Annotated in this window: 17 protein-coding genes, 2 tRNA genes, 3 rRNA genes and 1 riboswitch; of the genes, 7 read left to right on the top strand and 15 right to left on the bottom strand. The window is 44.2% G+C overall.

Annotated elements, in window-relative coordinates; all coding sequences use genetic code 11:
* Nucleotides 1-74 precede the first annotated feature (74 nt).
* Nucleotides 75-1,028, bottom strand: coding sequence for a cysteine synthase A (gene cysK / locus RB604_RS20225; RefSeq protein WP_309007098.1), 954 nt, complete (start codon nucleotides 1,026-1,028; stop codon nucleotides 75-77).
* 88 nt (nucleotides 1,029-1,116) lie between these two features.
* On the opposite strand from cysK, the gene RB604_RS20230 reads away from it, so the two are divergent.
* Together RB604_RS20230 and RB604_RS20235 are read left to right on the top strand one after the other, a co-directional pair.
* Nucleotides 1,117-2,949 (top strand): LTA synthase family protein, encoded by a 1,833-nt coding sequence (locus RB604_RS20230; protein ID WP_172680703.1) that lies wholly within the window; start codon nucleotides 1,117-1,119, stop codon nucleotides 2,947-2,949.
* 19 nt (nucleotides 2,950-2,968) lie between these two features.
* Nucleotides 2,969-3,634 carry a phosphatase PAP2 family protein gene (locus RB604_RS20235; protein WP_005929393.1) on the top strand — a complete coding sequence of 222 codons (666 nt, stop codon included), beginning with the start codon at nucleotides 2,969-2,971 and terminating at the stop codon, nucleotides 3,632-3,634.
* A gap of 238 nt (nucleotides 3,635-3,872) precedes the next feature.
* On the opposite strand, the gene leuB is transcribed toward RB604_RS20235, so the two are convergent.
* From leuB to RB604_RS20300, 13 genes are all read right to left on the bottom strand, one after another.
* Nucleotides 3,873-4,973: a 3-isopropylmalate dehydrogenase gene (leuB, locus tag RB604_RS20240; RefSeq protein WP_005929391.1), complete on the bottom strand. Its 1,101-nt coding sequence runs from the start codon at nucleotides 4,971-4,973 to the stop codon at nucleotides 3,873-3,875.
* 101 nt (nucleotides 4,974-5,074) lie between these two features.
* Nucleotides 5,075-6,604 (bottom strand): hydroxymethylglutaryl-CoA lyase-like TIM-barrel protein, encoded by a 1,530-nt coding sequence (locus RB604_RS20245; RefSeq protein ID WP_007481362.1) that lies wholly within the window; start codon nucleotides 6,602-6,604, stop codon nucleotides 5,075-5,077.
* Nucleotides 6,583-7,173 carry a 3-isopropylmalate dehydratase small subunit gene (gene leuD, locus RB604_RS20250; protein WP_007481360.1) on the bottom strand — a complete coding sequence of 197 codons (591 nt, stop codon included), beginning with the start codon at nucleotides 7,171-7,173 and terminating at the stop codon, nucleotides 6,583-6,585. Before leuD ends, RB604_RS20245 begins: the two co-directional genes overlap by 22 nt.
* Nucleotides 7,174-7,286: 113 nt before the next feature.
* Nucleotides 7,287-8,684, bottom strand: coding sequence for a 3-isopropylmalate dehydratase large subunit (gene leuC / locus RB604_RS20255; protein WP_007481358.1), 1,398 nt, complete (start codon nucleotides 8,682-8,684; stop codon nucleotides 7,287-7,289).
* 60 nt (nucleotides 8,685-8,744) lie between these two features.
* On the bottom strand, nucleotides 8,745-10,241 hold the full coding sequence (locus RB604_RS20260; protein WP_007481357.1) for a 2-isopropylmalate synthase: 1,497 nt from the start codon (nucleotides 10,239-10,241) through the stop codon (nucleotides 8,745-8,747).
* A gap of 402 nt (nucleotides 10,242-10,643) precedes the next feature.
* Entirely contained in the window at nucleotides 10,644-10,913 is a 270-nt protein-coding gene (locus RB604_RS20265; protein ID WP_007481356.1) for a hypothetical protein, read from the bottom strand.
* A 138-nt stretch (nucleotides 10,914-11,051) separates the two neighbouring features.
* Nucleotides 11,052-11,162, bottom strand: a 5S ribosomal RNA gene (rrf, locus tag RB604_RS20270).
* 82 nt (nucleotides 11,163-11,244) lie between these two features.
* Nucleotides 11,245-14,129: ribosomal RNA gene (locus RB604_RS20275) — 23S ribosomal RNA — on the bottom strand.
* 192 nt (nucleotides 14,130-14,321) lie between these two features.
* Nucleotides 14,322-14,395 (bottom strand) — tRNA-Ala (locus RB604_RS20280).
* 82 nt (nucleotides 14,396-14,477) lie between these two features.
* Nucleotides 14,478-14,551 (bottom strand) — tRNA-Ile (locus tag RB604_RS20285).
* Between the two features lie 153 nt (nucleotides 14,552-14,704).
* Nucleotides 14,705-16,227: ribosomal RNA gene (locus RB604_RS20290) — 16S ribosomal RNA — on the bottom strand.
* The 16S, 23S and 5S rRNA genes sit together here with 2 tRNA genes alongside, the layout of an rRNA operon.
* A gap of 1,458 nt (nucleotides 16,228-17,685) precedes the next feature.
* A complete protein-coding gene (locus RB604_RS20295; protein WP_005933164.1) occupies nucleotides 17,686-18,150 on the bottom strand; it encodes a MaoC family dehydratase in 465 nt (154 codons plus the stop codon).
* Between the two features lie 55 nt (nucleotides 18,151-18,205).
* On the bottom strand, nucleotides 18,206-19,066 hold the full coding sequence (locus tag RB604_RS20300) for a DUF6845 domain-containing protein (RefSeq protein ID WP_007482450.1): 861 nt from the start codon (nucleotides 19,064-19,066) through the stop codon (nucleotides 18,206-18,208).
* A 215-nt stretch (nucleotides 19,067-19,281) separates the two neighbouring features.
* Between RB604_RS20300 and RB604_RS20305 the strand changes: the two genes are divergently transcribed.
* Nucleotides 19,282-19,917 carry a hypothetical protein gene (locus tag RB604_RS20305; protein ID WP_055294881.1) on the top strand — a complete coding sequence of 212 codons (636 nt, stop codon included), beginning with the start codon at nucleotides 19,282-19,284 and terminating at the stop codon, nucleotides 19,915-19,917.
* A 278-nt stretch (nucleotides 19,918-20,195) separates the two neighbouring features.
* On the opposite strand, the gene RB604_RS20310 is transcribed toward RB604_RS20305, so the two are convergent.
* A complete protein-coding gene (locus RB604_RS20310; protein ID WP_007482448.1) occupies nucleotides 20,196-21,503 on the bottom strand; it encodes an SIR2 family protein in 1,308 nt (435 codons plus the stop codon).
* Between the two features lie 154 nt (nucleotides 21,504-21,657).
* Between RB604_RS20310 and hdhA the strand changes: the two genes are divergently transcribed.
* The 4 genes from hdhA to RB604_RS20330 all read left to right on the top strand — a co-directional run bounded on the left by hdhA (nucleotide 21,658) and on the right by RB604_RS20330 (nucleotide 26,585).
* On the top strand, nucleotides 21,658-22,437 hold the full coding sequence (gene hdhA / locus RB604_RS20315; RefSeq protein ID WP_007482447.1) for a 7alpha-hydroxysteroid dehydrogenase: 780 nt from the start codon (nucleotides 21,658-21,660) through the stop codon (nucleotides 22,435-22,437).
* 230 nt (nucleotides 22,438-22,667) lie between these two features.
* A riboswitch (cobalamin riboswitch) is annotated at nucleotides 22,668-22,883 on the top strand.
* A gap of 130 nt (nucleotides 22,884-23,013) precedes the next feature.
* Nucleotides 23,014-24,528: an acetyl-CoA carboxylase biotin carboxylase subunit gene (accC, locus tag RB604_RS20320; RefSeq protein WP_005933180.1), complete on the top strand. Its 1,515-nt coding sequence runs from the start codon at nucleotides 23,014-23,016 to the stop codon at nucleotides 24,526-24,528.
* Nucleotides 24,529-24,540: 12 nt separating this feature from the next.
* Nucleotides 24,541-25,050, top strand: coding sequence for an acyl-CoA carboxylase biotin carboxyl carrier protein subunit (locus RB604_RS20325; RefSeq protein ID WP_005933184.1), 510 nt, complete (start codon nucleotides 24,541-24,543; stop codon nucleotides 25,048-25,050).
* Entirely contained in the window at nucleotides 25,050-26,585 is a 1,536-nt protein-coding gene (locus RB604_RS20330; RefSeq protein WP_085930831.1) for an acyl-CoA carboxylase subunit beta, read from the top strand. Before RB604_RS20325 ends, RB604_RS20330 begins: the two co-directional genes overlap by 1 nt.
* Nucleotides 26,586-26,693: the final 108 nt, after the last annotated feature.

The following is a 26,693-nucleotide window of genomic DNA, read 5'->3' on the forward strand; positions in this document are numbered from 1 at the left end:
ATTTATTAATTATCCAATTCATTCTTTCAATTCCCCAATTGGCATATTGGCACATTGCCACATTGGCCAATTATTCAGTCCAACGGATACGCATCGAATGCAAACAACTCCGTCGACAAGTAGCGCTCCCCCGTATCGGGCAATAATGCTACAATCATCTTGCCGGCAAACTCCGGACGTTCCGCTAACTTCCGCGCCGCATAAACGGCTGCACCGGAAGAAATACCGGCCAATAATCCTTCCGTAGCAGCAAGTTCGCGCCCGGCACGTATCGCTTCATCATCGGGTACTCCCATTACTTCATCTACCACGGAAGCATCATAAATCTTCGGAATAAAATTGGCACCGATTCCCTGTATCCGGTGAGGGGCAGCCACACCGCCAGCCAACACCGGAGAAGCGGCAGGTTCAACAGCCATTACATAAACATCGGAATTGTGTTTTTTCAATGCACGAGCCACACCACAGATAGTTCCACCGGTTCCTACCCCGGCAACGAAAGCAGCAATCTGTCCTCCGGTATCTTCCCATATTTCTTCTCCTGTGGTACGTTCGTGTACAGCCGCATTGGCAGGGTTCTCAAATTGCTGTAATATGACCGAACCGGGAATCGTAGCTTTCAGTTCCTGTGCTTTTGCAATAGAACCGGACATGCCGGCCATACCATCCGTCAACACAATCTGCGCTCCTAACGCTTTCAGCAGATTCCGGCGTTCAAGACTCATTGTCTCCGGCATGGTCAGTATCAGACGATAACCTTTAATGATGGTAGCTACCATCGCCAACCCGACACTGGTATTACCGCTTGTAGGCTCTATTATGGTGGCTCCCGGCTTCAAAAGTCCCCGTTCCTCGGCATCTTCTATCATCGAAAGCGCAACACGGTCCTTCACACTTCCGGCAGGATTAAAGGCTTCGAGTTTGGCCACAATATTTCCTTCCAAACCATACTTGGCGCTATATCCGGACAGCTCCATCAATGGAGTATGCCCGATCAATCCTATCAGATTCTTTGCTACTTTTTTCATAATTATCACTGTTTTACATCAGTTAATGTGCAAAGATAAAGAAAAGTATAGTACCTTTGCCTGCGTTCAATCTTTTTAAGTATATCGTATGAAGAGAAGACTTATACAATTCATTACTACCTATTTTCTTTTTGTATTTATCTTTATTCTGCAAAAACCCATTTTCATGGCTTATTATTATACCTTATATAATAAGGTGTCATGGACGGACTGGTTCAGTGTAATCGGACACGGGCTTCCACTCGATCTGTCACTGGCAGGATATCTGACCATTCTTCCCGGGTTACTGCTGATAGCATCCGCATGGACAGACTCACGGATATTACAACTGATACGCCGCATCTATTTCACCATCATATCCATATTGCTCTCCTGCATATTTATAAGCGACCTCGGCCTATATGGTTATTGGGGTTTCCGGCTCGATACCACACCATTGTTTTATTTCTTCTCTTCTCCCAAAGATGCTCTTGCCAGCGTCAGCCTATGGGTGGTGGCCGGAGGCATTCTTGCGATGGCGGTTTATGCAGCACTTTTATATTTCGTCTTCTCATGGATACTGGTTAACGAAAAACGTCCGTTAAAGATACCTTATCGCCGTTTGAGCGTATCCGGAGTACTCCTGTTGGCTACCGGTCTGCTTTTTATCCCAATACGCGGAGGATTCAGCGTATCAACCATGAATTTAGGCAGAGTTTTTTTCAGTGCCGACCAACGGTTGAACCATGCCGCCATCAATCCGGCTTTCAGCCTGTTGGATTCCTTTTCCAGACAGGCGGATTTCGATAAACAATATCGCTTTATGCCTGCTGAAGAGGCAGATATTTTATTTTCCGAATTGACGGATAAGCCCGTGACAGATTCCATCCCCCGCTTGTTCAACACGGAACGTCCTAACATTATCATGATCATACTCGAAAGTTTTTCTTCACATTTGATGGAAACACTCGGTGGTGAACCCGGTATAGCGGTCAATATGGACGAATTTGCCAAAGAAGGTATCCTGTTTACCCATTTCTATGCCAACAGCTTCCGCACCGACCGGGGCTTGGTATCCATCATTAGCGGATACCCCGCCCAGCCTACTACGAGTATCATGAAATATACCCGTAAAACACAGAGTCTTCCTTCCATTCCTGCCAGTCTGAAGAAAGCAGGATACGACCTGCAATATTACTACGGAGGCGATGCCGATTTCACCAACATGCGTTCGTATCTGGTATCTACCGGGATTGAAAAGATCGTTTCCCAAAATGATTTTCCCGTCTCCGAACGTCTCAGTAAATGGGGAGTACACGATCACATCCTGTTCCACCGGATCTTGACAGACTTAAAGACCGAACCGCAACAGGAGCCTTTTTTCAAGATTTTACAGACGTCCAGCAGTCACGAGCCATTCGAAGTACCTTACAGCAAATTGTCGAATGCCAAACTGAATGCTTTCGCCTATACCGACAGTTGTGCCGGAGATTTTGTACGCCAACTCAAAGAAACCCCTCTTTGGAAAAACAGTGTCGTTCTTTTCGTACCCGATCATTTAGGTGTATACCCCGAAAGTATAGACCATCTTTCGCCCGAGCGCTATACCATTCCCCTAATCCTGACCGGAGGTGCGGTAAAAGAACCGCAGAGAATTACAGCTTACGGCTCACAAATCGACATAGCCGCCACCTTACTGGCACAGTTAGGACTACCTCACGATGATTTTACTTTCAGCAAAAACATCCTTAATCCGTCTTCACCTCATTTCGCATTTTTCACTTTCCCCAATATATTCGGAATGGTTACAGCCGATAATGAAGTGGTATTCAACTGTGAATCAAATACAGTTGCGATGGATGAAGGAACACACCAAGGTGAAAATCTGAATAAAGGAAAAGCATACTTGCAGAAACTATACGACGACCTCGCTAAAAGATAAACATTAAAAAACCACAAAGATGACATACCAACTATTACAATCACTCACCGAAGCAGACCAGAGCCTGCTGCTTTATCTGAACGGGCTGCACAATACATTCGGTGATTATTTCATGCCGGTCTTTACCGGCAAGTGGATATGGGTACCGATGTACGCCGGCATATTATACGTATTATTGAAAAACTATAACTGGAAAGTTACCCTGCTTTGCCTGATAGCAATCACCCTTACCATCACATTCGCCGATCAAGTTTGCGCCACCCTTATCCGTCCGATCGTAGAACGTCCCCGACCCTCCAATCCGGCAAGTCCGATTGCCGACCTGGTACATATCGTCAACGGAAGACGGGGCGGTGGTTTCGGATTCCCGTCCTGCCATGCTTCCAATTCGTTCGGCTTGGCTTTTTTCCTCGTATTCCTGTTCCGTAAACGATGGCTCAGCCTGTTCATCTGTATATGGGCTACTGTCAATTGCTATACCCGCATCTATTTAGGATTACATTATCCGGGAGACCTGATAGTAGGGATGCTGGTAGGTTTGTGCGGTGCCGCACTTATGTACTATCTGCTACGAAAGGTGACAAAAGAAGATTTCAGAAATGCCCGGCAGACAGAGGTTCCCATTTATATCGGACTATTGACTACTGTGGGAATCCTGATCTATTCGGCGATACATACAATATAAAACGGCAGCCTCTCCCCAGCCCTCTCCGTGGGAGAGGGAGCTAAGTTAGTTTTGTAACTAATTGATAAACAATAGTATCTGTACGCTCTCTCTTACGAAGAAGGTTGGGGAGAGGCTTCAAAACTGATTAACCATGAGCTAATTACTATTTTTCAGACAGAAGAACAAATAAGATACCTATAAAAGCTATGCAGGAAATATGTTCTTTTGTTCTTCTGTCTTCTGAATCGATTCAAGACTAACTTAGCTCCCTCTCCCACGGAGAGGGCTGGGGAGAGGCTGCCTTTCGAACATAATCGACAATCCACTCTCCTACCTCTTTCGTACCATATTTTTCACCACCGGTCACCTGTATCTCCGGAGTACGTACATTAGCATCCAAAGAAGCGTCCACCGCCCGGCGGATCAGTGCTCCCTCTTCTTTACAGTCGAAATACTCGAAAAGCATAGCTACCGAAAGAATCTGCGCCAACGGATTGGCAATATTCAATCCTTTCGCCTGTGGCCATGAACCGTGAATCGGCTCGAATACCGGAGTACTTTCACCGGTCGAAGCTGAAGGCAGCAATCCCATAGAACCACTGATAACCGAACCTTCATCCGTAAGAATGTCTCCGAAAGTATTTTCCGTCACCATCACATCAAAGAATTTCGGTTCCTGTATCATCTTCATAGCCGCATTATCCACAAACATATAATCTGTGGTCACTTCAGGATAAGCAGGTGCCATCTCCTGTGCGATCTGACGCCACAAACGGCTGGAAGCAAGCACATTTGCCTTATCTACCACCGTGAGGTGCTTACGGCGCTTCATCGCATATTCAAAAGCCGTCTTCAAAATACGTTCTATCTCGGGACGGGTATACATGTTCGTATCATAAGCCTTGTCGTTATCCTGGTATTTTTCACCGAAATACATACCACCGGTCAATTCGCGGATACAAAGAAAATCAGCCCCTTCTACCAGTTCGGCACGCAAAGGCGACTTATGAACCAAGCATTTAAAAGTCTGGACGGGACGTATATTTGCAAAAAGCCCCAACTTCTTGCGCATAGCCAGCAATCCCTGCTCCGGACGCACCTTGGCAGTAGGATCATTATCAAACTTCGGATCACCTACGGCAGAAAAAAGCACGGCATCAGCATCCTTGCATATCCGGAAAGTCTCTTCCGGAAAAGGATCGCCTACCTTATCTATCGCATCCGCACCGCAAATAGCATATTCATAATCTACTTTATGTCCAAACTTCTCACAAACGGCACTCATCACCTCCACACCTTGTACGGAAATCTCCGGCCCGATGCCGTCTCCCGCTAATACAGCAATTTTAAAATCCATGTTAATTAGTAAATTAGTGATTAGTGACAAGCGGTTAACGGATAGTAATTACCGGTTGTTTTCCGCCAATCACTTATCACTAACCACTTTTATCACTATTATTAATATTCTTCTATTATATTCAGCATCTTAATCGTAGCCTTGATGGCTGCTTCTGTCTGGTCAGCGTCCAATCCACGGGTACGGAATACTTTCTCACCGAAACTCCAAGTGATGACCGTCTGCACGAAAGCATCGGTACGGCCTCCGGGAGGAATACTCACGGCATAATTTATCAGCATCGGGAATTTACGTCCCAAGGTCACTTTGTATATTTTGCGCAATGCACGCACAAAAGCATCGTACTGACCGTCACCGGATGAACTCTCTTCGTACACCTGCCCGTCTATTTCAACACTCAATGTAGCCATAGGCTTCAATCCGCTTGCCAACGTCACAAAATAGCTCTTGAGTTTCACCTTATTATTCATGCCATCGTGCTTCAATACATCAGAAATGATATACGGAAGATCCTCCTGCGTCACGAGTTCTTTCTTATCACCCAGCTCGATGATACGTTCGGTTACTTTCCTCATAGATTCTTCATCCAACTCGAGTCCTAAGCTTTCGAGATTCTTACGTATGTTCGCCTTGCCGGAAGTTTTTCCTAAAGCATACTCGCGTATCCGCCCGAAACGTTCGGGCAAAAGATCATTGCAATAAAGGTTACTCTTATTGTCGCCATCCGCATGCACGCCGGCTACCTGTGTGAATACATTCTCACCAACAATCGGCTTATTGGCCGGTATCACAATACCGGAATAAGATTCCACTACCCGGCTTACATCGTTCAGACGGCTCTCATCAATATTGGTAATAGCATTGAAATGGTCTTTCAGGATAGCCTGCACACTTGCCAAAGGAGCATTGCCCGCACGCTCGCCCAGACCATTGATGGTAGTATGAAGCCCTTTCACGCCACTCAACACGGCAGCAAGCACATTACTCACCGCCAAGTCATAGTCATTGTGAGCATGGAAGTCGAAGTGGGTATCCGGATAACGCTTCTTCATCTTCCGCATGAACTCGATCACCTGCAACGGATTCAGAACACCTAACGTATCAGGCAACATGAAACGTTTGATACTGGTCTGTTTCAATGCATCGACAATCCGAAACACATATTCGGGAGAATCCTTCATACCGTTACTCCAGTCTTCAAGATACACATTGACTTCGATATCCAATTCGTTGGCATAATCCACTACGGCAAGAATATCTTCAATATGCTCTTCAGGAGTTTTCTTCAACTGATAAGTACAGTGCTTCAGCGAGCCTTTACACAATAAATTGATGACACGGCATCCGGTAGCATGAATCCAATCCAGCGAAGTACGACCGTCCACAAATCCCAAGACCTCTACCTTTTGCAGCAGATTTCTACGGGCCGCCCAGTCACAGATCATCTTTACCGCGTCGAATTCCCCTTCAGACACCCGTGCCGAAGCCACCTCCACACGGTCTACCTTCAGTTCTTCCAGCAACAGTCGGGCTATCATTAGTTTTTCATGGGGCACAAAAGACACTCCACTGGTCTGTTCACCGTCGCGGAGGGTTGTGTCCATGATTTCTATTTTGACGCCTTTTCCCATTGTTCTATCTTTTCTTTGTTTGTCAGCAAGAAGTCTATATCATCCAATCCATTCATAAGGCAATGCTTCTTATACGCATTGATTTCAAAAGATTCGCTTTTCCCGGTGGCTTTATTGGTTATGGTCTGCTCCGGCAAGTTCACCTCTACTTCCGTCTTCGGATTCTTGAAAATAGAATCAAACAGTTCTGCCAGGAATTCTTCGGTTACCACCACGGGCAACACAAAATTGTTCAACTCATTATTTTTATGAATATCGGCAAAAAAGCTACTCACCACCACCCGAAAGCCATAATCGGCAATGGCCCACGCAGCATGCTCACGGCTCGAACCCGAACCGAAATTCTTTCCGGCTACCAGAATCTGACCGCCATAAGTAGGATCATTCAGTACAAATGATTCGATCTTATTTCCCTGTTTGTCATAACGCCAGTCGCGAAACAGATTTTCTCCAAACCCCTCTTTCGTCGTCGCTTTCAGAAAACGTGCCGGTATAATCTGATCTGTATCTACATTTTCCAATGGCAGAGGTACACATGTACTTGTCAGTATATTGAATTTTGCTTTCATCTTTTTTATTTACGATTTACTATTTACGATTGATATTACTTTTGACTTACACAGACGATCCCGATTTACGAACTTACTTCGACCGTAAACGGTAAATCGTCCAATCGAAAATCCTATCTCATCATTTCTCTCGGATCGGTAATCACCCCGGTCACCGCTGCCGCAGCAGCAACAAGCGGACTTGCCAGCAATGTACGCGCCCCCGGTCCCTGACGGCCTTCAAAGTTACGGTTGCTGGTAGATACGGAATATTTGCCTGCCGGTATTTTATCATCATTCATTGCCAGACAAGCCGAACAACCCGGCTGGCGGATAGCAAAACCGGCTTCTTCCAGAATTTTATCCAATCCCTCTTCCCGAATCTGCTCGTCTACCATCCAAGAACCGGGAACCAACCATGCAATCACATGATCGGCTTTCTTCCGTCCTTTCACCAGAGAAGCAAATGCCCGGAAATCCTCAATACGCCCATTGGTACAAGCCCCCAGGAATACATAGTCAATCTTCTTACCCAATAAAGACTCTCCCGGCCGAAAACCCATATAATCCAAAGATTTGATAAAAGACGCCTTCGTCGTTTCATTCATATCATCTGTAGTCGGGATAAATTGTGTGATTCCCATACCCATACCCGGATTTGTTCCGTAAGTAATCATCGGTTCGATATCCGCAGCATCAAAGCGCACCTCCTTATCGAAAACGGCATTCTCTTCACTCTTCAACGTTCTCCAATAAGCCAACGCCTTCTCCCACTCTTCACCTTTCGGTGCATTTTCACGACCTTTGATATATTCGAATGTAACTTCATCCGGAGCTACCATGCCACCGCGTGCGCCCATCTCAATAGAAAGATTACAAAGTGTCAGACGACCTTCCATCGTCAAGTTACGAATCGCTTCCCCCGCATATTCCACAAAATATCCGGTTGCACCACTGGTCGTCATCTTCGACATCATATAAAGTGCAATGTCTTTGGCAGTAACTCCTTCACCCGGTTTTCCATCCACCGTGATACGCATCGTTTTTGGACGCGACTGCAAAATACACTGTGATGCCAATACCATCTCTACCTCACTGGTTCCGATACCGAAAGCCACTGCCCCCATTGCTCCATGAGTAGAAGTATGCGAATCTCCGCAGACAATCGTCATACCCGGCAAAGTCAACCCACGCTCCGGACCGACTACATGTATGATACCGTTCCTTTTATCCATCATCCCGAAATGAGTCAGACCGAAATCCTTCGCATTCTTTGTCAAGGTATCCACCTGTGTTTTGGAAACAGGATCTTCGATCGGCTTATCCTGATCATGCGTCGGCGTATTATGATCCGGCATACAATATATCTTTTCCGGACGGAAACATTTAATTCCACGTGCACGCAATCCTGCAAAAGCTTGCGGACTGGTTACCTCATGACAATACAATCTGTCGATATAAAGTTGTGTAGGACCATCTTCCACCGTAGTTACCACGTGTGCATCCCAGATTTTATCAAATAATGTATTCATTTGTTTATTTACGATTTTACAATTTACAAATTACGATTGAAATACTCTAACTCCTGTTGTCTATTTGCTGAACTTATTGATACAGTCGATATAGGCTTCTACGGATGCGGCAATAATATCGGTATTGGCACCAAAGCCGTAATACATCTGGTTATCATATTCTACCTGCATGTGTACTTTACCTACATCATCACTACCTTTACTGATTGCTTGAATCGTAAACTCTTTCAAAGTCATATGACGGTCTATTATTCGTTTCAACGCCTTAATAGCAGCATCTACCGGCCCATTTCCACTGGCGGCCGCTTCAAACTTCTCACCGGCTATATTCAATCCGAGACTGGCAACGGAACGAACTCCCACTCCGCTCGTCACCTGAAGATATTCCAATTTAATACGATGGTTCTGACTGCGATCGGCTCCTGCCAATACAAGAATATCATCATCATGAATATCTTTTTTACGATCAGCCAGCTTCAAGAACTCTTCATATACCTTATCCAATTTATCCTGATCAAGCGTCACTCCCAACACAGAAAGACGATTCTTCAGAGCAGCACGTCCACTGCGGGCCGTCAATACAATGGAGTTATCATCAATGCCCACATCTTTCGGGTCGATAATTTCATAAGTCTGTACATTCTTCAACACACCATCCTGATGGATCCCCGATGAATGGGCAAAAGCATTTCGTCCGACAATCGCTTTGTTAGGCTGTACAGGCATATTCATCAAGCTCGATACCATCCGGCTCGTCGGATAAATTTTATGTGTATTGATATTCGTTTCAATATCGATTTCATGATGACTCTTGATAATCATGGCTATCTCTTCAAGTGCAGTATTTCCGGCACGTTCACCAATACCATTAATGGTCACTTCCACCTGACGGGCACCGTTCAAAACTCCGGCTATCGTATTAGCAGTGGCCATACCCAAATCATTATGGCAATGTGTAGACAAGATCGCTTTCTCAATACCCGCCACATGTTGCATCAGATATTTGATTTTCGCACCGTATTCCGAGGGCAGGCAATAGCCGGTTGTATCCGGAATATTCACTACAGTAGCCCCTGCCTTAATAACGGCTTCAACCACACGGGCCAAATACTCATTATCCGTACGGCCGGCATCCTCCGCATAAAACTCTACATCATCCACAAAGCGACGGGCATATTTCACTGCTGCTACCGCACGCTCGATAATCTCTTCACGGTTCGAATTAAATTTATACTTGATATGAGAATCAGATGTACCGATTCCTGTATGGATACGTTTACGCTTGGCAAATTTCAAAGCATCCACCGCCACATCAATATCCTTTTGCACCGCACGTGTCAAAGCACAAATCGTGGGCCATGTCACCGCTTTAGAAATTTCGATTACTGAATTAAAATCACCCGGACTGGAAATGGGAAACCCCGCTTCAATCACATCTACACCCAGTATTTCCAGCGCCTTCGCTACTTGAATTTTTTCTACTGTATTCAACTGGCATCCCGGAACCTGTTCACCATCCCTAAGCGTGGTGTCGAAAATAAATAATCTGTCACTCATTGTTTTTTATTGTTTTTATCGGATTATACATCATCAAAAAAGCCTTTCGCACCGGGAAGTGAGAAAGGCTTTCGTATATTTTCATCATACACATCTATACGCGACACTCACTTCCACTAAGCCCTGCCAGTAGAATAATAATACCACACAATAGAATATATATAAATGATTGATTCATGTTATTGTCTTCTTTTATATTTTGACGATGCAAAGGTAGAGATTATTTCTTTCCCACCAAATAAAACGTTACTTTTTTATTCAAAAAAATATCATTCCATAAGAATAATTGCTATTTATCAATAAATATATCACAAAATCCTGTGAATTTCTATAATAAAAAATGGGAATAAAACACATATACATGTCTTATTCCCATTCATTTACACGTTTAAATACCGTAGCTTACTTTTTGTCACATTTTTTTTCGCAATCTGCTTTCTTTTCGCAATCTGCTTTGTCCTTGCAGCATGCTTCTTTGTCCTTGCAGCATGCTTTCGTCGAATCACAAGCAGCAGAATCAGCTTTACAACAAGGAGCTGTCGCAGCAGCTTCTACCGTTTCTACTTCTACCGTTTCTGAAGTCACCTCTGAATTTGCAGGTTTGTTACCACAAGAAGTCAATGCAAAAGAGAATGAAACTGCAAGAGCAGCCAGAAATAATTTAGTTTTCATACTTAAAAATTTTGCTTTAAACATTAAATTAATAAAAGTTGATGCCGCAAAGATAAGAAAATCTGCGATACATACAAAATAAACGCGAAAATCCCCTTGCCCCCGTATTCCGGGTTGCAAGGGGATCCTTCAGAAAAAAAACGGCGACTACCTACTCTCCCACTGTTACGCAGTACCATCGGCGTGACCGGGCTTAACTTCTCTGTTCGGAATGGGAAGAGGTGGAACCCCGGTGCTATAGTCACCTGAATAAGGTAGACATGACGGAAAAAAGTAAATTCAAAAGCCGCAGCAGCAGCAGGCTAAACGTATATATGAAACCATCGTGACAAAAAGAAAGTCAACGGGCAATTAGTAAGGCTCGGCTTTGATATTACTACCTTTACACCTGCCTCCTATCAACGTCATCGTCTCTGACGACCCTGAGAAATCTAATCTTGTGGCTGGCTTCGTACTTAGATGCTTTCAGCACTTATCCAATCCCGACTTAGATACCCGGCAATGCACCTGGCGGCACAACCGGTAAACCAGAGGTCAGTCCAACACGGTCCTCTCGTACTAGTGTCAGAGCCACGCAAATTTCATACGCCCACGATAGATAGAGACCGAACTGTCTCACGACGTTCTGAACCCAGCTCGCGTGCCACTTTAATGGGCGAACAGCCCAACCCTTGGGACCTTCTCCAGCCCCAGGATGTGACGAGCCGACATCGAGGTGCCAAACCCCTCCGTCGATATGAGCTCTTGGGAGGGATCAGCCTGTTATCCCCGGAGTACCTTTTATCCTTTGAGCGATGTCCCTTCCATGCGGAAACACCGGATCACTATGCTCTAGTTTCCTACCTGATCGACTTGTGAGTCTCCCAGTCAAGCGCCCTTATGCCATTACACTCTGCGGACGGTTACCAATCGTCCTGAGGGCACCTTTAGAAGCCTCCGTTACACTTTTGGAGGCGACCACCCCAGTCAAACTACCCACCAAACAGTGTCCTCGTGACAACGAGTTAGAACTCAAATAATCAAAGGGCCGTATTTCAACAGCGACTCCACAGATACTGGCGTACCCGCTTCAAAGTCTCCGGCCTATCCTACACATCAATTACCCAAATTCAATGTTAAGCTATAGTAAAGGTTCACGGGGTCTTTTCGTCCCATCGCGGGTAATCGGCATCTTCACCGATACTACAATTTCACTGAGCTCACGGTTGAGACAGTGTCCAGATCATTACACCATTCGTGCAGGTCGGAACTTACCCGACAAGGAATTTCGCTACCTTAGGACCGTTATAGTTACGGCCGCCGTTTACTGGGGCTTCAATTCAATGCTTCTCTTGCGATGACATCTCCTCTTAACCTTCCAGCACCGGGCAGGTGTCAGGCTGTATACGTGATCTTTCAATTTTGCACAGCCCTGTGTTTTTGTTAAACAGTTGCCTGGACCTATTCTCTGCGCCCTACCTCTCAGCAGGGACCCTTTATCCCGAAGTTACAGGGTCAATTTGCCTAGTTCCTTAACCGTGAATCACTCAAGCGCCTTAGTATATTCAACCCGACTACGTGTGTCCGTTTACGGTACGGGTACCTCAAGGATTAAGTTTAGCGGATTTTCTTGGGAGTATGATTACACGCACTATTGGATTGTTCAGAAGAACGCTCCATACTATCAGGTTCGACTCTTGCGGTGGATTTGCCTGCCGCAATCAACATCTACACCCTTCAACGGACTATTCCGTCAGTCCGCGGCGCTGTCACGACTCCGTCTCCACGTCACTCCTTAAGGTAGTACAGGAATATTAACCTGTTCTGCCATCGGCATCACCGTTCGGCTGAGCCTTAGGACCCGACTAACCCTGATCCGATTAGCGTTGATCAGGAAACCTTAGTCTTTCGGCGAGGGGGTTTCCCACCCCCTTTATCGTTACTTATACCTACATTTGCTTTTCCACACGCTCCAGCAAAGCTCGCGCTTCACCTTCGACGCAGAGTGGAATGCTCCCCTACCGATACTTACGTATCCCATAGCTTCGGTAAAATGCTTGATGCCCGATTATTATCCACGCCAAACTCCTCGACTAGTGAGCTGTTACGCACTCTTTAAATGAATGGCTGCTTCCAAGCCAACATCCTAGCTGTCTTAGCAATCTGACTTCGTTAGTTCAACTTAGCATTTATTTGGGGACCTTAGCTGATGGTCTGGATTCTTCTCCTTTCGGACATGGACCTTAGCACCCATGCCCTCACTCCTGTGATAGGACTAATGCGCATTCGGAGTTTATCAAGACTTGATAGGCGGCGAAGCCCTCGCATCTTATCAGTCGCTCTACCTCACATTAGTAACTCACAAGGCTGCACCTAAATGCATTTCGGGGAGTACGAGCTATCTCCAAGTTTGATTAGCCTTTCACCCCCACCCTCAGGTCATCCGGAAGCTTTTCAACGCTTATCGGTTCGGTCCTCCAGTTAGTGTTACCTAACCTTCAACCTGCCCAAGGGTAGATCACTTGGTTTCGCGTCTACTCCTACTGACTATACGCCCTGTTCAGACTCGCTTTCGCTTCGGATACACATCTCAAGATGCTTAACCTTGCCAGTAAAAGTAACTCGTAGGTTCATTATGCAAAAGGCACGCCGTCACTGTTTAAAACAGCTCCGACCGCTTGTAGGCGCACGGTTTCAGGGACTATTTCACTCTTCTATTCGAAGTGCTTTTCACCTTTCCTTCACAGTACTGGTTCGCTATCGGTCTCTCGGGAGTATTTAGCCTTACCGGATGGTCCCGGCTGGTTCACGCAGAATTCCTCGTGCTCCGCGCTACTCAGGATACCACTACGCTTCGTCTGACTTCATGTACCGGGCTATCACCGTCTACGGCTCCTCTTTCCAGAGGATTCCATTCGTCAGATGTCTTGCGACATCGTGGTCCTACAACCCCATGGATGCCGTGACATCCATGGTTTGGGCTAATCCCCGTTCGCTCGCCACTACTAGGGGAATCATTGTTTATTTTCTTTTCCTGCAGGTACTAAGATGTTTCAGTTCCCTGCGTTAGCCTCTATCATTGGATAGATAACCGGTCTTCAACCGGTTGGGTTGTCCCATTCGGAAATCCGCGGATCAAAGGTTATTTGCACCTACCCGCAGCTTATCGCAGCTTATCACGTCCTTCATCGCCTCCGAGAGCCAAGGCATCCGCCATGCGCCCTTTCTTACTTTCTTCATATCACCGGATCGATTTGAAATCAATAATTAAGAATTTAAAAATCAATAATCAGGAATCCAAAATCGAAACACTACGGTTTGATATATACTTTTAGCTCTTTACTAAAATTTACTTTTTGTACATCATGTCAAAGATCGTTTGCCCTAAACTGTCAGTCGTCCTTTGACAACCGGCAATCCGAAGCGGAGTGGAGAATAACGGATTCGAACCGTTGACCCTCTGCGTGCAAGGCAGATGCTCTAGCCAGCTGAGCTAATCCCCCTTCGTACAAGTTGAAAGTTGGAAGTTGAGAGTTGAAAACTTAGTTTCAAACCCGCAATCCACCAGGCGTCGACTTGCGGAAGTAGTCCCAGGCAGAGTTGAACTGCCGACCTCTACATTATCAGTGTAGCGCTCTAACCAACTGAGCTATAGGACTAGTTCAACCTCGCCATGCGGCTCGGCTTCTTCTTTCTCTTGTTTATCTCTATCTATAATATAATATAGACGGTCGATCTATATGCTATAAATAAACAAGTACCAGTAGTACATTCAGAACCGGAAATGGACGCCCTTTACGGCATCGCTCCAGAAAGGAGGTGTTCCAGCCGCACCTTCCGGTACGGCTACCTTGTTACGACTTAGCCCCAGTCACCAGTTTTACCCTAGGACGCTCCTTGCGGTTACGTACTTCAGGTACCCCCGGCTCCCATGGCTTGACGGGCGGTGTGTACAAGGCCCGGGAACGTATTCACCGCGCCGTGGCTGATGCGCGATTACTAGCGAATCCAGCTTCACGAAGTCGGGTTGCAGACTTCGATCCGAACTGAGAGGGGCTTTAGGGATTGGCATCACATCGCTGTGTAGCGGCCTTCTGTACCCCCCATTGTAACACGTGTGTAGCCCCGGACGTAAGGGCCGTGCTGATTTGACGTCATCCCCACCTTCCTCACATCTTACGACGGCAGTCTCTCCAGAGTCCTCAGCATGACCTGTTAGTAACTGAAGATAAGGGTTGCGCTCGTTATGGCACTTAAGCCGACACCTCACGGCACGAGCTGACGACAACCATGCAGCACCTTCACAAATGCCTTGCGGCTATGCCGTTTCCGGCATATTCATTTGCAATTTAAGCCCGGGTAAGGTTCCTCGCGTATCATCGAATTAAACCACATGTTCCTCCGCTTGTGCGGGCCCCCGTCAATTCCTTTGAGTTTCACCGTTGCCGGCGTACTCCCCAGGTGGAATACTTAATGCTTTCGCTTGGCCGCTTACTGTATATCGCAAACAGCGAGTATTCATCGTTTACTGTGTGGACTACCAGGGTATCTAATCCTGTTTGATACCCACACTTTCGAGCATCAGTGTCAGTTGCAGTCCAGTGAGCTGCCTTCGCAATCGGAGTTCTTCGTGATATCTAAGCATTTCACCGCTACACCACGAATTCCGCCCACCTCTACTGTACTCAAGACACGCAGTTTCAACTGCAATTTTACGGTTGAGCCGCAAACTTTCACAACTGACTTACATGTCCACCTACGCTCCCTTTAAACCCAATAAATCCGGATAACGCTCGGATCCTCCGTATTACCGCGGCTGCTGGCACGGAGTTAGCCGATCCTTATTCATATGGTACATACAAAATGCCACACGTGGCACCCTTTATTCCCATATAAAAGAAGTTTACAACCCATAGGGCGGTCATCCTTCACGCTACTTGGCTGGTTCAGGCTCTCGCCCATTGACCAATATTCCTCACTGCTGCCTCCCGTAGGAGTTTGGACCGTGTCTCAGTTCCAATGTGGGGGACCTTCCTCTCAGAACCCCTATCCATCGAAGGTTTGGTGGGCCGTTACCCCGCCAACTGCCTAATGGAACGCATCCCCATCCTCTACCGAAATTCTTTAATAACAAAACCAGGAGGTCATGTTATACCATCGGGTATTAATCTTTCTTTCGAAAGGCTATCCCCGAGTAAAGGGCAGGTTGGATACGTGTTACTCACCCGTGCGCCGGTCGCCAGCGGTGTATTGCTACACCCTGATGCCCCTCGACTTGCATGTGTTAAGCCTGTAGCTAGCGTTCATCCTGAGCCAGGATCAAACTCTTCATTGTAAAAGTATTGTGACTGCACGAATCAATCATTAATGAATCAACAATTAAAACGCGGCAGTATATTGCTCTGTTCAGGATACCGTAAATCTATTGACGTCATTCTAAATACCTATATTAATAAGCATTGACGGTTCTAAATTTTTAATCTGTCATAACTTAATAAGACAGAATCGTACTACTTGTATTGTTTATCAATATTTCAAAGAACTATGGTTGCTTTGTTTTCAAAAGCGGGTGCAAAGGTAAGGGGTTTATTTTAAACCGCCAAATATTTCGGAAGTTTTTTTTTCGGGTTGCGGATTTTCTACTCTAAGACTCTCTTGCGAAAGGGAAAGAAAGAACCGACACACCAAACCGACCTTTTTTTTTGCGAACCGGACTGCAAAGATAACGAATTTATTGTTTTACTTCCAAAACTTTCAGGGAGTTTTTTTGTTTAAACCGTTAACTTGGAGAATGCGCTTTCAATATGTCAAAGAAACAGGCTCAGGCTCTTCAGCTAAGCGGATGCAAAAGTAGGCCTTTTTACGATACAAGCAAAAGATTTCAATGTTTATTTTTGAATAAAATGAAAATAAATATGTAAGGGGCTGATTATGAAACATGTTGTAGAACATAAAAACAGAGGAAGGGAAAGGAAGGGAAAAAGGGCTACACATTATAATATATATACGCGCGTGAAAAGGGAAAAATGAAGGAAAAAAGGGGACGATGAAGAAAGAAACGGATTGAAAGGGAGGGAAGGTCTATGGAAAAGAATCCGTTGCCGCATGGAGAAGCATTTATCATTACACAAGGAGAAAGGGAAAGGAAGGGAGGAAAGAGGGGGATGTAACGGATTAGAAACAAGGGAAAGGAGACTCTACGGGAAAAGGACGGAAACCCGTAGAGGAAGGAAGGGAGACTCGTAGAGGAACGGGGAGATTCTCTACGGGAAAAAAGAAGAAAAGACAAGAGGTTGGTAAACAGCACATTAAGAAAGAAGACGGATGTATCTATTTTTCAATAGAGAAAAGGAGCCTTTCAGGATGGAGAAAGGAAGAAGCCTTGTGACAAATATTGACAGGAAGGGGAAATGGAGGCCGGATACAGGAGGGGATAAAAAAAAGAAATTAACGATGTTAAAAAGAGGATGCTCACTATTTGGTGGCTACTGCCTACTATTTTGTGGGAACAGAAAAAACACAGATTAAAAAGAAAAAATGGAATGAGGAAAAAAACAGGAATCAAGTATAAAACTTGAATACTGAAGTTTGATATTTACACAAAAAAGTGGACAAGGCAAAAGAGTGGACAAGGCAAAAGAGTGGACAAGGCAAAAAATGAAGTGCACCCCAAAAGTTAGACATAAAACTTTTGGGGCACACTTCAAATAGTAAACAGTACCCCTTTTTTCCAATCACGAAGAAGCAAACAAGGTGTTTCGATATATTACTTCACAGACTCACCCACACTTCGTTAATTGAAGTAGTACAAAAATATGGCAATACCCTCAAGTGCTTTCTTGGGTTGATCCTTAATTTCAATAGCAAATTTAATCTCGGCTTTAGCCACACCACGGAGATTAGTCAATGAATGAAGACTTGCAACCAAACGAACACTCTGCCCAGCCAATACCGCTTGTCCAAACTTCATCTTATCCATTCCATAATTAATCATCATTTTCAGATTATTCACCTCGATAATCTGGCTCCACAAATATGGGAGAAGAGACAAGGTAAGATAACCATGCGCAATAGTACTGTGATAAGGACTGTCCGTCTTAGCACGTTCTGTATCTACATGAATCCATTGATGGTCCAGCGTTGCATCTGCAAAAAGACTAATACGGTCCTGAGGGACTTCCAAATAATCAGAAACTCCAATCTGCTGACCTACCAGTTTCTCAAAATCCGCATACGAATTAATAATCACTTTATTCATAATCTTAATCTATTAAAAGTATAAAACCGGTACAAAGATACATTTTTTTCAGGATTTAGATGACAGACGTTTCGTATGCACTGGTCAACATCTCATAATCGGCATCGGTATACTCTGCTTTTTCGCTCACTTTCTGTACTTTACTGATAAAAATTTCAACCTGATCCAGAAAAGCCTGATAAGATTTCATCGCACTCTCATCTCCGGTAATAGCCGGAAGTTTCTTAGCAGCCTCTAACTGATCTTTCAATTCAATTAATTTATAATCGATACGAGCACCTTCAAAAACCGGCCTACGAGCATACAAATTGATTATACTCTGCATTGTAGAAGACATTTTACGAACTGCCATTATCTGATCTTTCAACGGATTATCTGCCAGAACCACCTGCTCTGCCTGTTCGGTGAAAGGGCTCAAAATATCAAAAACATTCTGTTTGTATTCAGCCATCTCCTTACTTAACTGATAGTTAACATCCAAAAGTTTATCGGCTTTAGAATAGTCTTTTGCTTTCAGATAAGACAGATACCTGTCAAAATTTGCATAAAACTTCGTCCGCGCATTGAACAGCCCGACATAACTTTGTTTCAAATTCTGCCGGGTCGCCTCATTAAAGCAACTGCCCGGATTCATCAAGGCGAGAGTATCTTTTTCCGAAACAGCAGGCGGAGCAATGGCGAGCACTGTGGGCACCTTACCCTTTTGTTCCATATATCCCAAAACTGCATTCACATCTTTTTCTTTCACCATATTGCTCAAAACATTGAGCGAAGTATTATAATACTGAATTACCTCAGCCGCATTTTCAACATCTGCCGTCGTGGCAGAAACAGACTTACTCTTACTACCTCCAGAACAGGAAGCAAACAAAAAAGCACTTATCAGCGCTGCAAAACACAATAGATTCTTTCTCATATTCTTTTTTTAATAAATTTGTAAATAGGCAGCCAAAAGCAGACCGACATCGCACTAATAACAATATAAATTGCTTTTTGCTTTCCATTTCTTTAATAAATCAGAAAATAATCATGATATTCCGACAAATAATCAATAGCCGCCATAGGGACTTCTCACTTTAAAACTGTCTTTATAAACAAAACATTTAATTCATAAACAGAAAACAGAAATATATGAAAAAAATTAAGTTTCTCCCCTATCGCCTCCAAGCGCTTTACAAAGTATCTTTCATTATCTTGTTTTTCTCGCTGGTTGGCCGCCCCACGTATGCAGAATCTTCCGACGGAAAGATCAATGATAAATCCATCCAAAACCAAACCACATCCGGTCATAGTATTGAGCTAAACGGCATTGGATTGGCATATAGCTACGAATATGCTTTCTCTCCTCGCGGAACAGTACTTTTCAGTGCAGGAAGTTCGTATACCTACGGGTGGATGTTAGGTCTGGACGTAAACTCACTCAACGAAATCTACATCACAACCAAAGACTACCATCTGATAAGCGGAAATATATCTGTCGAACCGCGTTTCTATTATAACCTGCAAAAAAGACACCGGAAAAACAAACGTACTTTTGGAAACTCCGGAGGATACCTATCCGTAAACTTGGGATATTCTTTTCCAATAGCAATCACAAGTGGCTGGGAAGCTGCACATATATATAATGTCACTCCGTACTGGGGATTCCGCCGGGTGTGGAAACATTTTCTATTCGACCTGGCAGGAGGAGTCGGCTACTTCAGGTCATCCAATGGGTATTCGGGAATATACCCGACATTCAGAATCGGACTGGGATATAGATTCTGATAAACAAAAAATGGCTACGCATCACGCGCAACCAATCCTTGTTAACCTTAAATCTAATACTTATGAAAAAAACACAGTACAAAGATACTGCCTTTTCCATCATTAGCAAATTTAAGAGCCCATACAAGCTATATTATAACATGGTTTAATGCTGCAACCTTTCTATTAACATTTTGCATTCCAAAAGTTAACATTTAACATAATCATTCACATTTCATATTGAAAGCCCAGTGAATGCCCCGTACTACTTTTTGCAGAAAAGCGAGCAAATGGCAGAATTAATAAATTCTTTTTAGTAATTGAGGAAGTTCATTAAAATCCTTAAACCAAATTACATTCAGTCCTAAGTCGTTCATCATATTTTTTAGAATAGTAAGATTTTCCATATCTCTATTACTATCATTAGAAAAATTGCTTCTACGAAGAAAAACATAGTGATTTTTTCCACCGTCTCCTTTACTTTGCGAAATTTCCAACAATCTTCGCAGGTTCGGATCGCTCATGGAAAATCCTATAAAAAAGTACGTTGTCCTGTCCAACGCATGTAACTGCTCAATATTCGACCAATGAAATGCTTCTTTGTAAATATTATGATAATCTTCTTCGGACAAAACAGGAGTAGAATATATTCCGCTTTTTGCATCCATCGTGACTATACCGTGCACATGATATACAGGAAGTTCTCCATACAAAGCCCTATTACCCCCAAAAACAGAAAAATTAGGAACACCTTTTTTTGATAATTCTATTTCTATCAAGTCATCATAATTATAAGTTACAACACTTTCTACTTTGTTACTCACCACCATATTAGTTATCTCATTAATCAACTGTGATTGATTGACCTTCTTATACAAAATAGAATGAATCATGTTATCAAACTCTTTATCAGATGTGGAAACTCCCAACCCTGTTCTGATATACCGTGCAGTTATTATAGATGAACCTGCACACACTTTTTCGACACGTTTATAATCACCTCTGCCTATATTGTGTTTCCGCCTTTTGTATTTATGCAACATCTTTTTCAACAATTCATCCCATGTCGGAAGGCCGGCATCAATGCTGACTCCCGCTCCAAGAAACAATGTATTCTTTCCAATGGAAAACTTATCACGAGCTTTTGTTATCAGATTATCACGTTCATCTTCCCATTCTTCATGGAACTCTTCAACCGTATCAGCGTTGGTATCAGATGAACAAAGTATCTCATTTAAAGATATAATTCTAAAATCTTTGTTGTCATATTTTGCAATAAATTCATCTGGAACATGGCTATTGATATAAACGATACAAAAAGCAGAAACACCCCAATCCGTTTTATTCGTCTTATACATTTCCAGATATCGATGTATCGTGTCAAACAGTAAAGTACCTTTGATTTCCACAATTGTTTTTGGAGGCATTTTCAGTCTTTTACATCCATGAGGGAGCACAATGTCAGCGTAATAGCCTCTGGTTCCCCCAGCAAACATAAATTTCTCCCGTTCTATCGTTTCATCAGAACCGATTAAACTGCTAAATGCTTTATAGACTTCTATTTCTGCAAAACTTCCAAATTCAAGTTTCTTGTATGCAGGTTTCATCTTCGGTGTTGCTTTTATGATGTTGTATATGGTGCGAATATATAAATATTTATTTTAATACAAAAAATGGAAATCATATTAAAGAGAAATTAAAGCAGTAATCTTTTCCATTTCCATATTGTTTTGAATGTAACAATACCCAAAAACATTCCATATGAACAGATTTGAAAATAAAGTAGCTGTTATTACCGGTGCTGCCGGTGGTATAGGCGAAGCAACCACCCGTCGTATCGTCTCCGAAGGCGGTAAAGTTGTTATTGCAGATTACTCAAAAGAAAGGGCAGACAAACTTGCTGCCGAACTGACTCTTTCAGGAGCAGATGTACGTTCCGTTTATTTCTCAGCCACGGAATTACAAAGTTGTAAAGAGCTGATTGCTTTTGCTATAAAAGAATACGGGCAGATCGATATTCTGATAAACAATGTCGGTGGAACCGACCCGAAACGAGATACAAGCATCGAAAAGCTGGACATAGACTATTTTGATGAAGCCTTTCATTTAAACCTTTCCTGTACCATGTATCTCTCACAGTTAGTCATTCCCGTAATGAAAACACATGGCGGTGGTAACATTGTCAATGTGGCTTCCATCAGCGGTATTACAGCCGATTCAAACGGTACGCTTTACGGTGCCAGCAAAGCAGGAGTTATCAATCTTACCAAATATATTGCAACCCAGACAGGCAAGAAAAATATCCGTTGCAATGCTGTAGCCCCGGGATTGGTTCTCACACCTACCGCTTTAAACAATTTGAATGAAGATGTACGGAACATTTTCCTCAGCCAATGTGCAACTCCCTATTTAGGAGAACCGCAGGACATCGCTGCAACCATTGCCTTTCTTGCTTCAGATGATGCACGTTACATCACCGGCCAGACAATTATAGCAGACGGCGGATTGACAATACACAATCCGACAGCAGAACCTGTATAATCTCAACTTTAAGAATAATAACCTTTTTCTATAAAGTTTCTTCAGCCAACAAATACCGGCATTGTAAGGTTTTTAAACATAAATATGATTTACGACTGGTATAATCAGTCAATAGAAGCCTGCCATTGAAAAGATGGCATTTCAGACGTCCGGACCTTATGCTTTCACAGTTCGGATTGCACAAAAAGCAAACTTTCGTGCAAAAAAGATTCGCTTTATTCAATAATTTTCTATATTTGCGCCCGAATTGGTTTGAAATCCGTGGTCAACGGAGGAAGATTAAAAGGGAATCGGGTGTAACTCCCGGACAGTCCCGCTGCTGTGAAGCTCTGTGAAACATCTTACAAATTAACCGGATTCGTGCCACTGATGGAGGTGAAAAATCCATCGGGAAGGCTTGTAAGATGAGAGTCAGTCAGAAGACCTGCCATTCGGATATATATTTTCCTGTCTCGTGGGTTAGAAAGGAAAGTATCGCTGTTAAGCCCCAAATCGTAAAAATACTGTGTTTCATCGGGTGGAGTGTATCCGCAGGGTGGAAAAGCACTAATATATGCATTTAATTGAGAAATGAATATGATAAAAAGAATCTTAGTTGCCAATCGCGGAGAAATTGCCGTGAGGGTAATGCGCTCCTGCCGGGAGATGGAAATAACGAGTATCGCTGTTTTCTCAGAGGCAGACCGCACCGCAAAGCATGTGCTCTATGCCGATGAAGCTTACTGCATCGGCCCGGCCGCATCCAAAGAGAGTTATCTGAATATAGAAAAAATCATCGAAGTGGCCAAATCATGCCATGCAGACGCGATCCATCCCGGATACGGTTTCCTGTCCGAGAATGCAACATTTGCCCGTCGCTGCCGCGAAGAAGGCATTATTTTCATCGGTCCGGAACCGGAAACCATGGAAGCAATGGGAGACAAAATATCCGCCCGTATCAAAATGACAGAAGCGGGTGTACCGGTAGTTCCGGGAACACAGGAGAACTTGAAAAGCGTGGAAGAAGCCGTAGAATTGTGTAACAAGATCGGTTATCCGGTCATGCTGAAAGCATCGATGGGTGGCGGTGGCAAAGGCATGCGACTCATTCATAACGCCGGCGAAGTGGAAGAAGCTTATACCACGGCAAAGAGCGAATCGCTTTCTTCATTCGGAGACGATACGGTATATCTGGAGAAATTCGTAGAAGAACCGCATCATATCGAGTTCCAAATATTGGGCGACAAACATGGCAATGTAATTCACCTCTGCGAACGCGAATGTTCGGTTCAGCGCCGCAATCAGAAAATAGTAGAAGAGAGCCCTTCGGTGTTCATTACTCCGGAGCTCCGTAAGGATATGGGTGAAAAAGCAGTAGCTGCCGCCAAAGCCGTAAACTACATCGGTGCGGGCACTATTGAATTCCTTGTCGATAAACATCGCAATTATTATTTCCTGGAAATGAATACCCGCCTGCAGGTGGAGCACCCGATTACCGAAGAAGTAATCGGTGTGGACCTCGTAAAAGAGCAGATTAAAGTGGCCGACGGACAGGTGATGCAATTAAAACAAGAGGATATCAGACAGCGCGGACATGCCATCGAATGCCGTATCTGTGCAGAAGACACGGAAATGAATTTCATGCCCAGTCCGGGTGTTATCAAGCAAATTACCGAGCCGAACGGCATCGGCGTACGTATCGACAGTTACGTATACGAAGGCTATGAGATTCCGATATATTACGACCCGATGATCGGTAAACTGATTGTATGGGCTACGACACGCGAATATGCCATCGAACGTATGCGCCGTGTGCTTCACGAATATAAACTGACCGGCGTAAAAAACAACATCAGCTACCTGCGTGCCATCATGGATACCCCGGATTTTGTAGAAGGAAACTACAACACGGGATTCATTGCAAAAAACGGAGAATTGCTGCAACAAAGCATCACCCGTACCAGCGAACGCGCCGAAAACATTGCCATGATTGCCGCATACATGGACTATCTGATGAACCTTGAAGAGAACAACAGTGGACTGGCAGCCGACAACCGTCCGATCAGCAAGTGGAAAGAGTTCGGATTGCATAAAGGGGTGCTCAGAATATAAATAACATCAATTATGGAAATTCATATAGGAAACCGCGTGGCCGAAATAGAACTGGTCAGCAAACAAGATAACAAGGTGGTACTCACCATTGACGGAAAAACGTTTGAAGCCGATGTCGTCATGGCGGAAAACGGAACCTGCAACATCCTTATGGACGGCCGCAGTGCCAATGCCCAACTGATTCGCAGCGATAACGGAAAAAGCTACAAAGTGAATACACACTACAGCAGCTTCAACATCGACATCGTAGACAGCCAGGCCAAATACCTGCGCATGCGTAAAAAAGGGGAAGAGGAACAAAATGACCGCATCACCTCGCCAATGCCGGGAAAGGTGGTAAAAATCCCTGTTACTGCAGGACAAAAAATGAAAGCCGGCGAAACAGCCATCGTCATCGAAGCCATGAAAATGCAGAGCAATTACAAAGTGACTTCAGATTGCCGCATTAAAGAAATTCTGGTACAAGAAGGTGACAACATCACCGGTGACCAGACATTGATAACCCTTGAAACAATAGAATAATGGAGGAAATGAATAAAGCATATGCCACGTTCGAAGAGCGTGACCGTATGGCTTCCCTCGGTGGAGGCATCGACAAGATAGAGAAACAGCATGAAAGCGGGAAAATGACCGCCCGTGAACGGATCGACATGCTGCTGGACAAAGGCACGTTTGTGGAACTGGACAAACTGATGGTGCACCGTTGTACCAACTATGGCATGGACAAGAATAAGATTCCGGGAGACGGAGTTGTTTCGGGCTACGGAAAGATAGACGGACGCCAGGTATTCGTATATGCATACGATTTCACCGTATACGGCGGTTCTCTGTCGGCATCCAACGCAAGAAAAATCGTAAAGGTGCAACAGTTGGCTCTCAAGAACGGTGCACCGATCATTGCCTTGAATGATTCGGGAGGCGCACGTATTCAGGAAGGCATCGAGAGTCTTTCAGGCTATGCCAATATATTCTACCAGAATACGATCGCAAGTGGAGTAATTCCGCAAATCTCCGCCATTCTCGGCCCTTGTGCAGGAGGTGCCTGCTACTCTCCGGCACTGACAGACTTCATCTTTATGGTAAAAGAGAAAAGTCATATGTTCGTTACCGGACCGGATGTAGTAAAAACCGTTATCCATGAAGAAGTAAGCAAGGAAGAATTGGGCGGTGCCATGACGCATAGCAGCAAAAGCGGTGTGACCCACTTCATGGCCAATAGCGAAGAAGAACTGCTGATGTCCATCCGCGAATTGCTCTCTTTCCTGCCACAAAACAATATGGACGAGACACGCAAGCAACCTTGTACAGATGAAATCAATCGTGAAGACGAGTCTCTGAATACCATCGTCCCTACAGATCCGAATGTTCCCTATGACATGAAAGAGATCATCGAACGCGTGGTAGACAATGGATATTTCTTTGAAGTAATGCCCTACTTTGCCAAAAATATCATTATCGGATTCGCCCGTCTGGGTGGACGTTCGGTAGGCATTGTTGCCAATCAGCCGGCTTATCTGGCGGGAGTGCTCGATATCGATGCCAGCGACAAGGCAAGCCGTTTTATCCGTTTCTGCGATTGTTTCAACATACCGTTGATAACATTTGAAGACGTTCCGGGCTTCCTGCCGGGATATACTCAAGAGAACAACGGCATTATCCGTCACGGAGCAAAAATCGTATATGCATTTGCAGAAGCCACTGTGCCCAAAATCACAGTAATCACCCGCAAAGCTTATGGCGGCGCTTATATCGTAATGAACTCCAAACAGACCGGAGCTGATGTAAATTTTGCCTATCCCAATGCAGAAATTGCCGTAATGGGAGCCGAAGGTGCTGTAAACATCCTGTTCCGCAAAGCAGATGCAGAAACCAAAGCCAAAGAACTGGAAGCATACAAAGAGAAATTTGCCACTCCGTATCAAGCCGCCGAACTTGGTTTTATCGATGAAATCATCTTGCCGAAACAGACCCGTAAGCGCTTGATCCAAGCATTAGACATGACAGAAAACAAGATGCAGACCAATCCGCCGAAAAAACACGGCAATATGCCGCTTTGATTATAAAAAAATGAAAGAATGAATAATTAAAGAATGAAAACGAAGCTATAATTGTTAATGTGTAAAACGTAGGAAATATATCCAATATCTTTTCTACACAACCAATTG

The sequence above is a fragment of the Bacteroides salyersiae genome (genome assembly GCF_031172035.1).
Lineage (GTDB): Bacteria > Bacteroidota > Bacteroidia > Bacteroidales > Bacteroidaceae > Bacteroides > Bacteroides salyersiae.

What these genes read in the sequence shown, in the direction of transcription:
- cysK (WP_309007098.1), bottom strand. Translation starts at nt 1,028, where the DNA reads ATGAAAAAAGTAGCAAAGAATCTGATAGGATTGATCGGGCATACTCCA.
- RB604_RS20230 (WP_172680703.1), top strand. Translation starts at nt 1,117, where the DNA reads ATGAAGAGAAGACTTATACAATTCATTACTACCTATTTTCTTTTTGTA.
- RB604_RS20235 (WP_005929393.1), top strand. Translation starts at nt 2,969, where the DNA reads ATGACATACCAACTATTACAATCACTCACCGAAGCAGACCAGAGCCTG.
- leuB (WP_005929391.1), bottom strand. Translation starts at nt 4,973, where the DNA reads ATGGATTTTAAAATTGCTGTATTAGCGGGAGACGGCATCGGGCCGGAG.
- RB604_RS20245 (WP_007481362.1), bottom strand. Translation starts at nt 6,604, where the DNA reads ATGGGAAAAGGCGTCAAAATAGAAATCATGGACACAACCCTCCGCGAC.
- leuD (WP_007481360.1), bottom strand. Translation starts at nt 7,173, where the DNA reads ATGAAAGCAAAATTCAATATACTGACAAGTACATGTGTACCTCTGCCA.
- leuC (WP_007481358.1), bottom strand. Translation starts at nt 8,684, where the DNA reads ATGAATACATTATTTGATAAAATCTGGGATGCACACGTGGTAACTACG.
- RB604_RS20260 (WP_007481357.1), bottom strand. Translation starts at nt 10,241, where the DNA reads ATGAGTGACAGATTATTTATTTTCGACACCACGCTTAGGGATGGTGAA.
- RB604_RS20265 (WP_007481356.1), bottom strand. Translation starts at nt 10,913, where the DNA reads ATGAAAACTAAATTATTTCTGGCTGCTCTTGCAGTTTCATTCTCTTTT.
- RB604_RS20295 (WP_005933164.1), bottom strand. Translation starts at nt 18,150, where the DNA reads ATGAATAAAGTGATTATTAATTCGTATGCGGATTTTGAGAAACTGGTA.
- RB604_RS20300 (WP_007482450.1), bottom strand. Translation starts at nt 19,066, where the DNA reads ATGAGAAAGAATCTATTGTGTTTTGCAGCGCTGATAAGTGCTTTTTTG.
- RB604_RS20305 (WP_055294881.1), top strand. Translation starts at nt 19,282, where the DNA reads ATGAAAAAAATTAAGTTTCTCCCCTATCGCCTCCAAGCGCTTTACAAA.
- RB604_RS20310 (WP_007482448.1), bottom strand. Translation starts at nt 21,503, where the DNA reads ATGAAACCTGCATACAAGAAACTTGAATTTGGAAGTTTTGCAGAAATA.
- hdhA (WP_007482447.1), top strand. Translation starts at nt 21,658, where the DNA reads ATGAACAGATTTGAAAATAAAGTAGCTGTTATTACCGGTGCTGCCGGT.
- accC (WP_005933180.1), top strand. Translation starts at nt 23,014, where the DNA reads ATGATAAAAAGAATCTTAGTTGCCAATCGCGGAGAAATTGCCGTGAGG.
- RB604_RS20325 (WP_005933184.1), top strand. Translation starts at nt 24,541, where the DNA reads ATGGAAATTCATATAGGAAACCGCGTGGCCGAAATAGAACTGGTCAGC.
- RB604_RS20330 (WP_085930831.1), top strand. Translation starts at nt 25,050, where the DNA reads ATGGAGGAAATGAATAAAGCATATGCCACGTTCGAAGAGCGTGACCGT.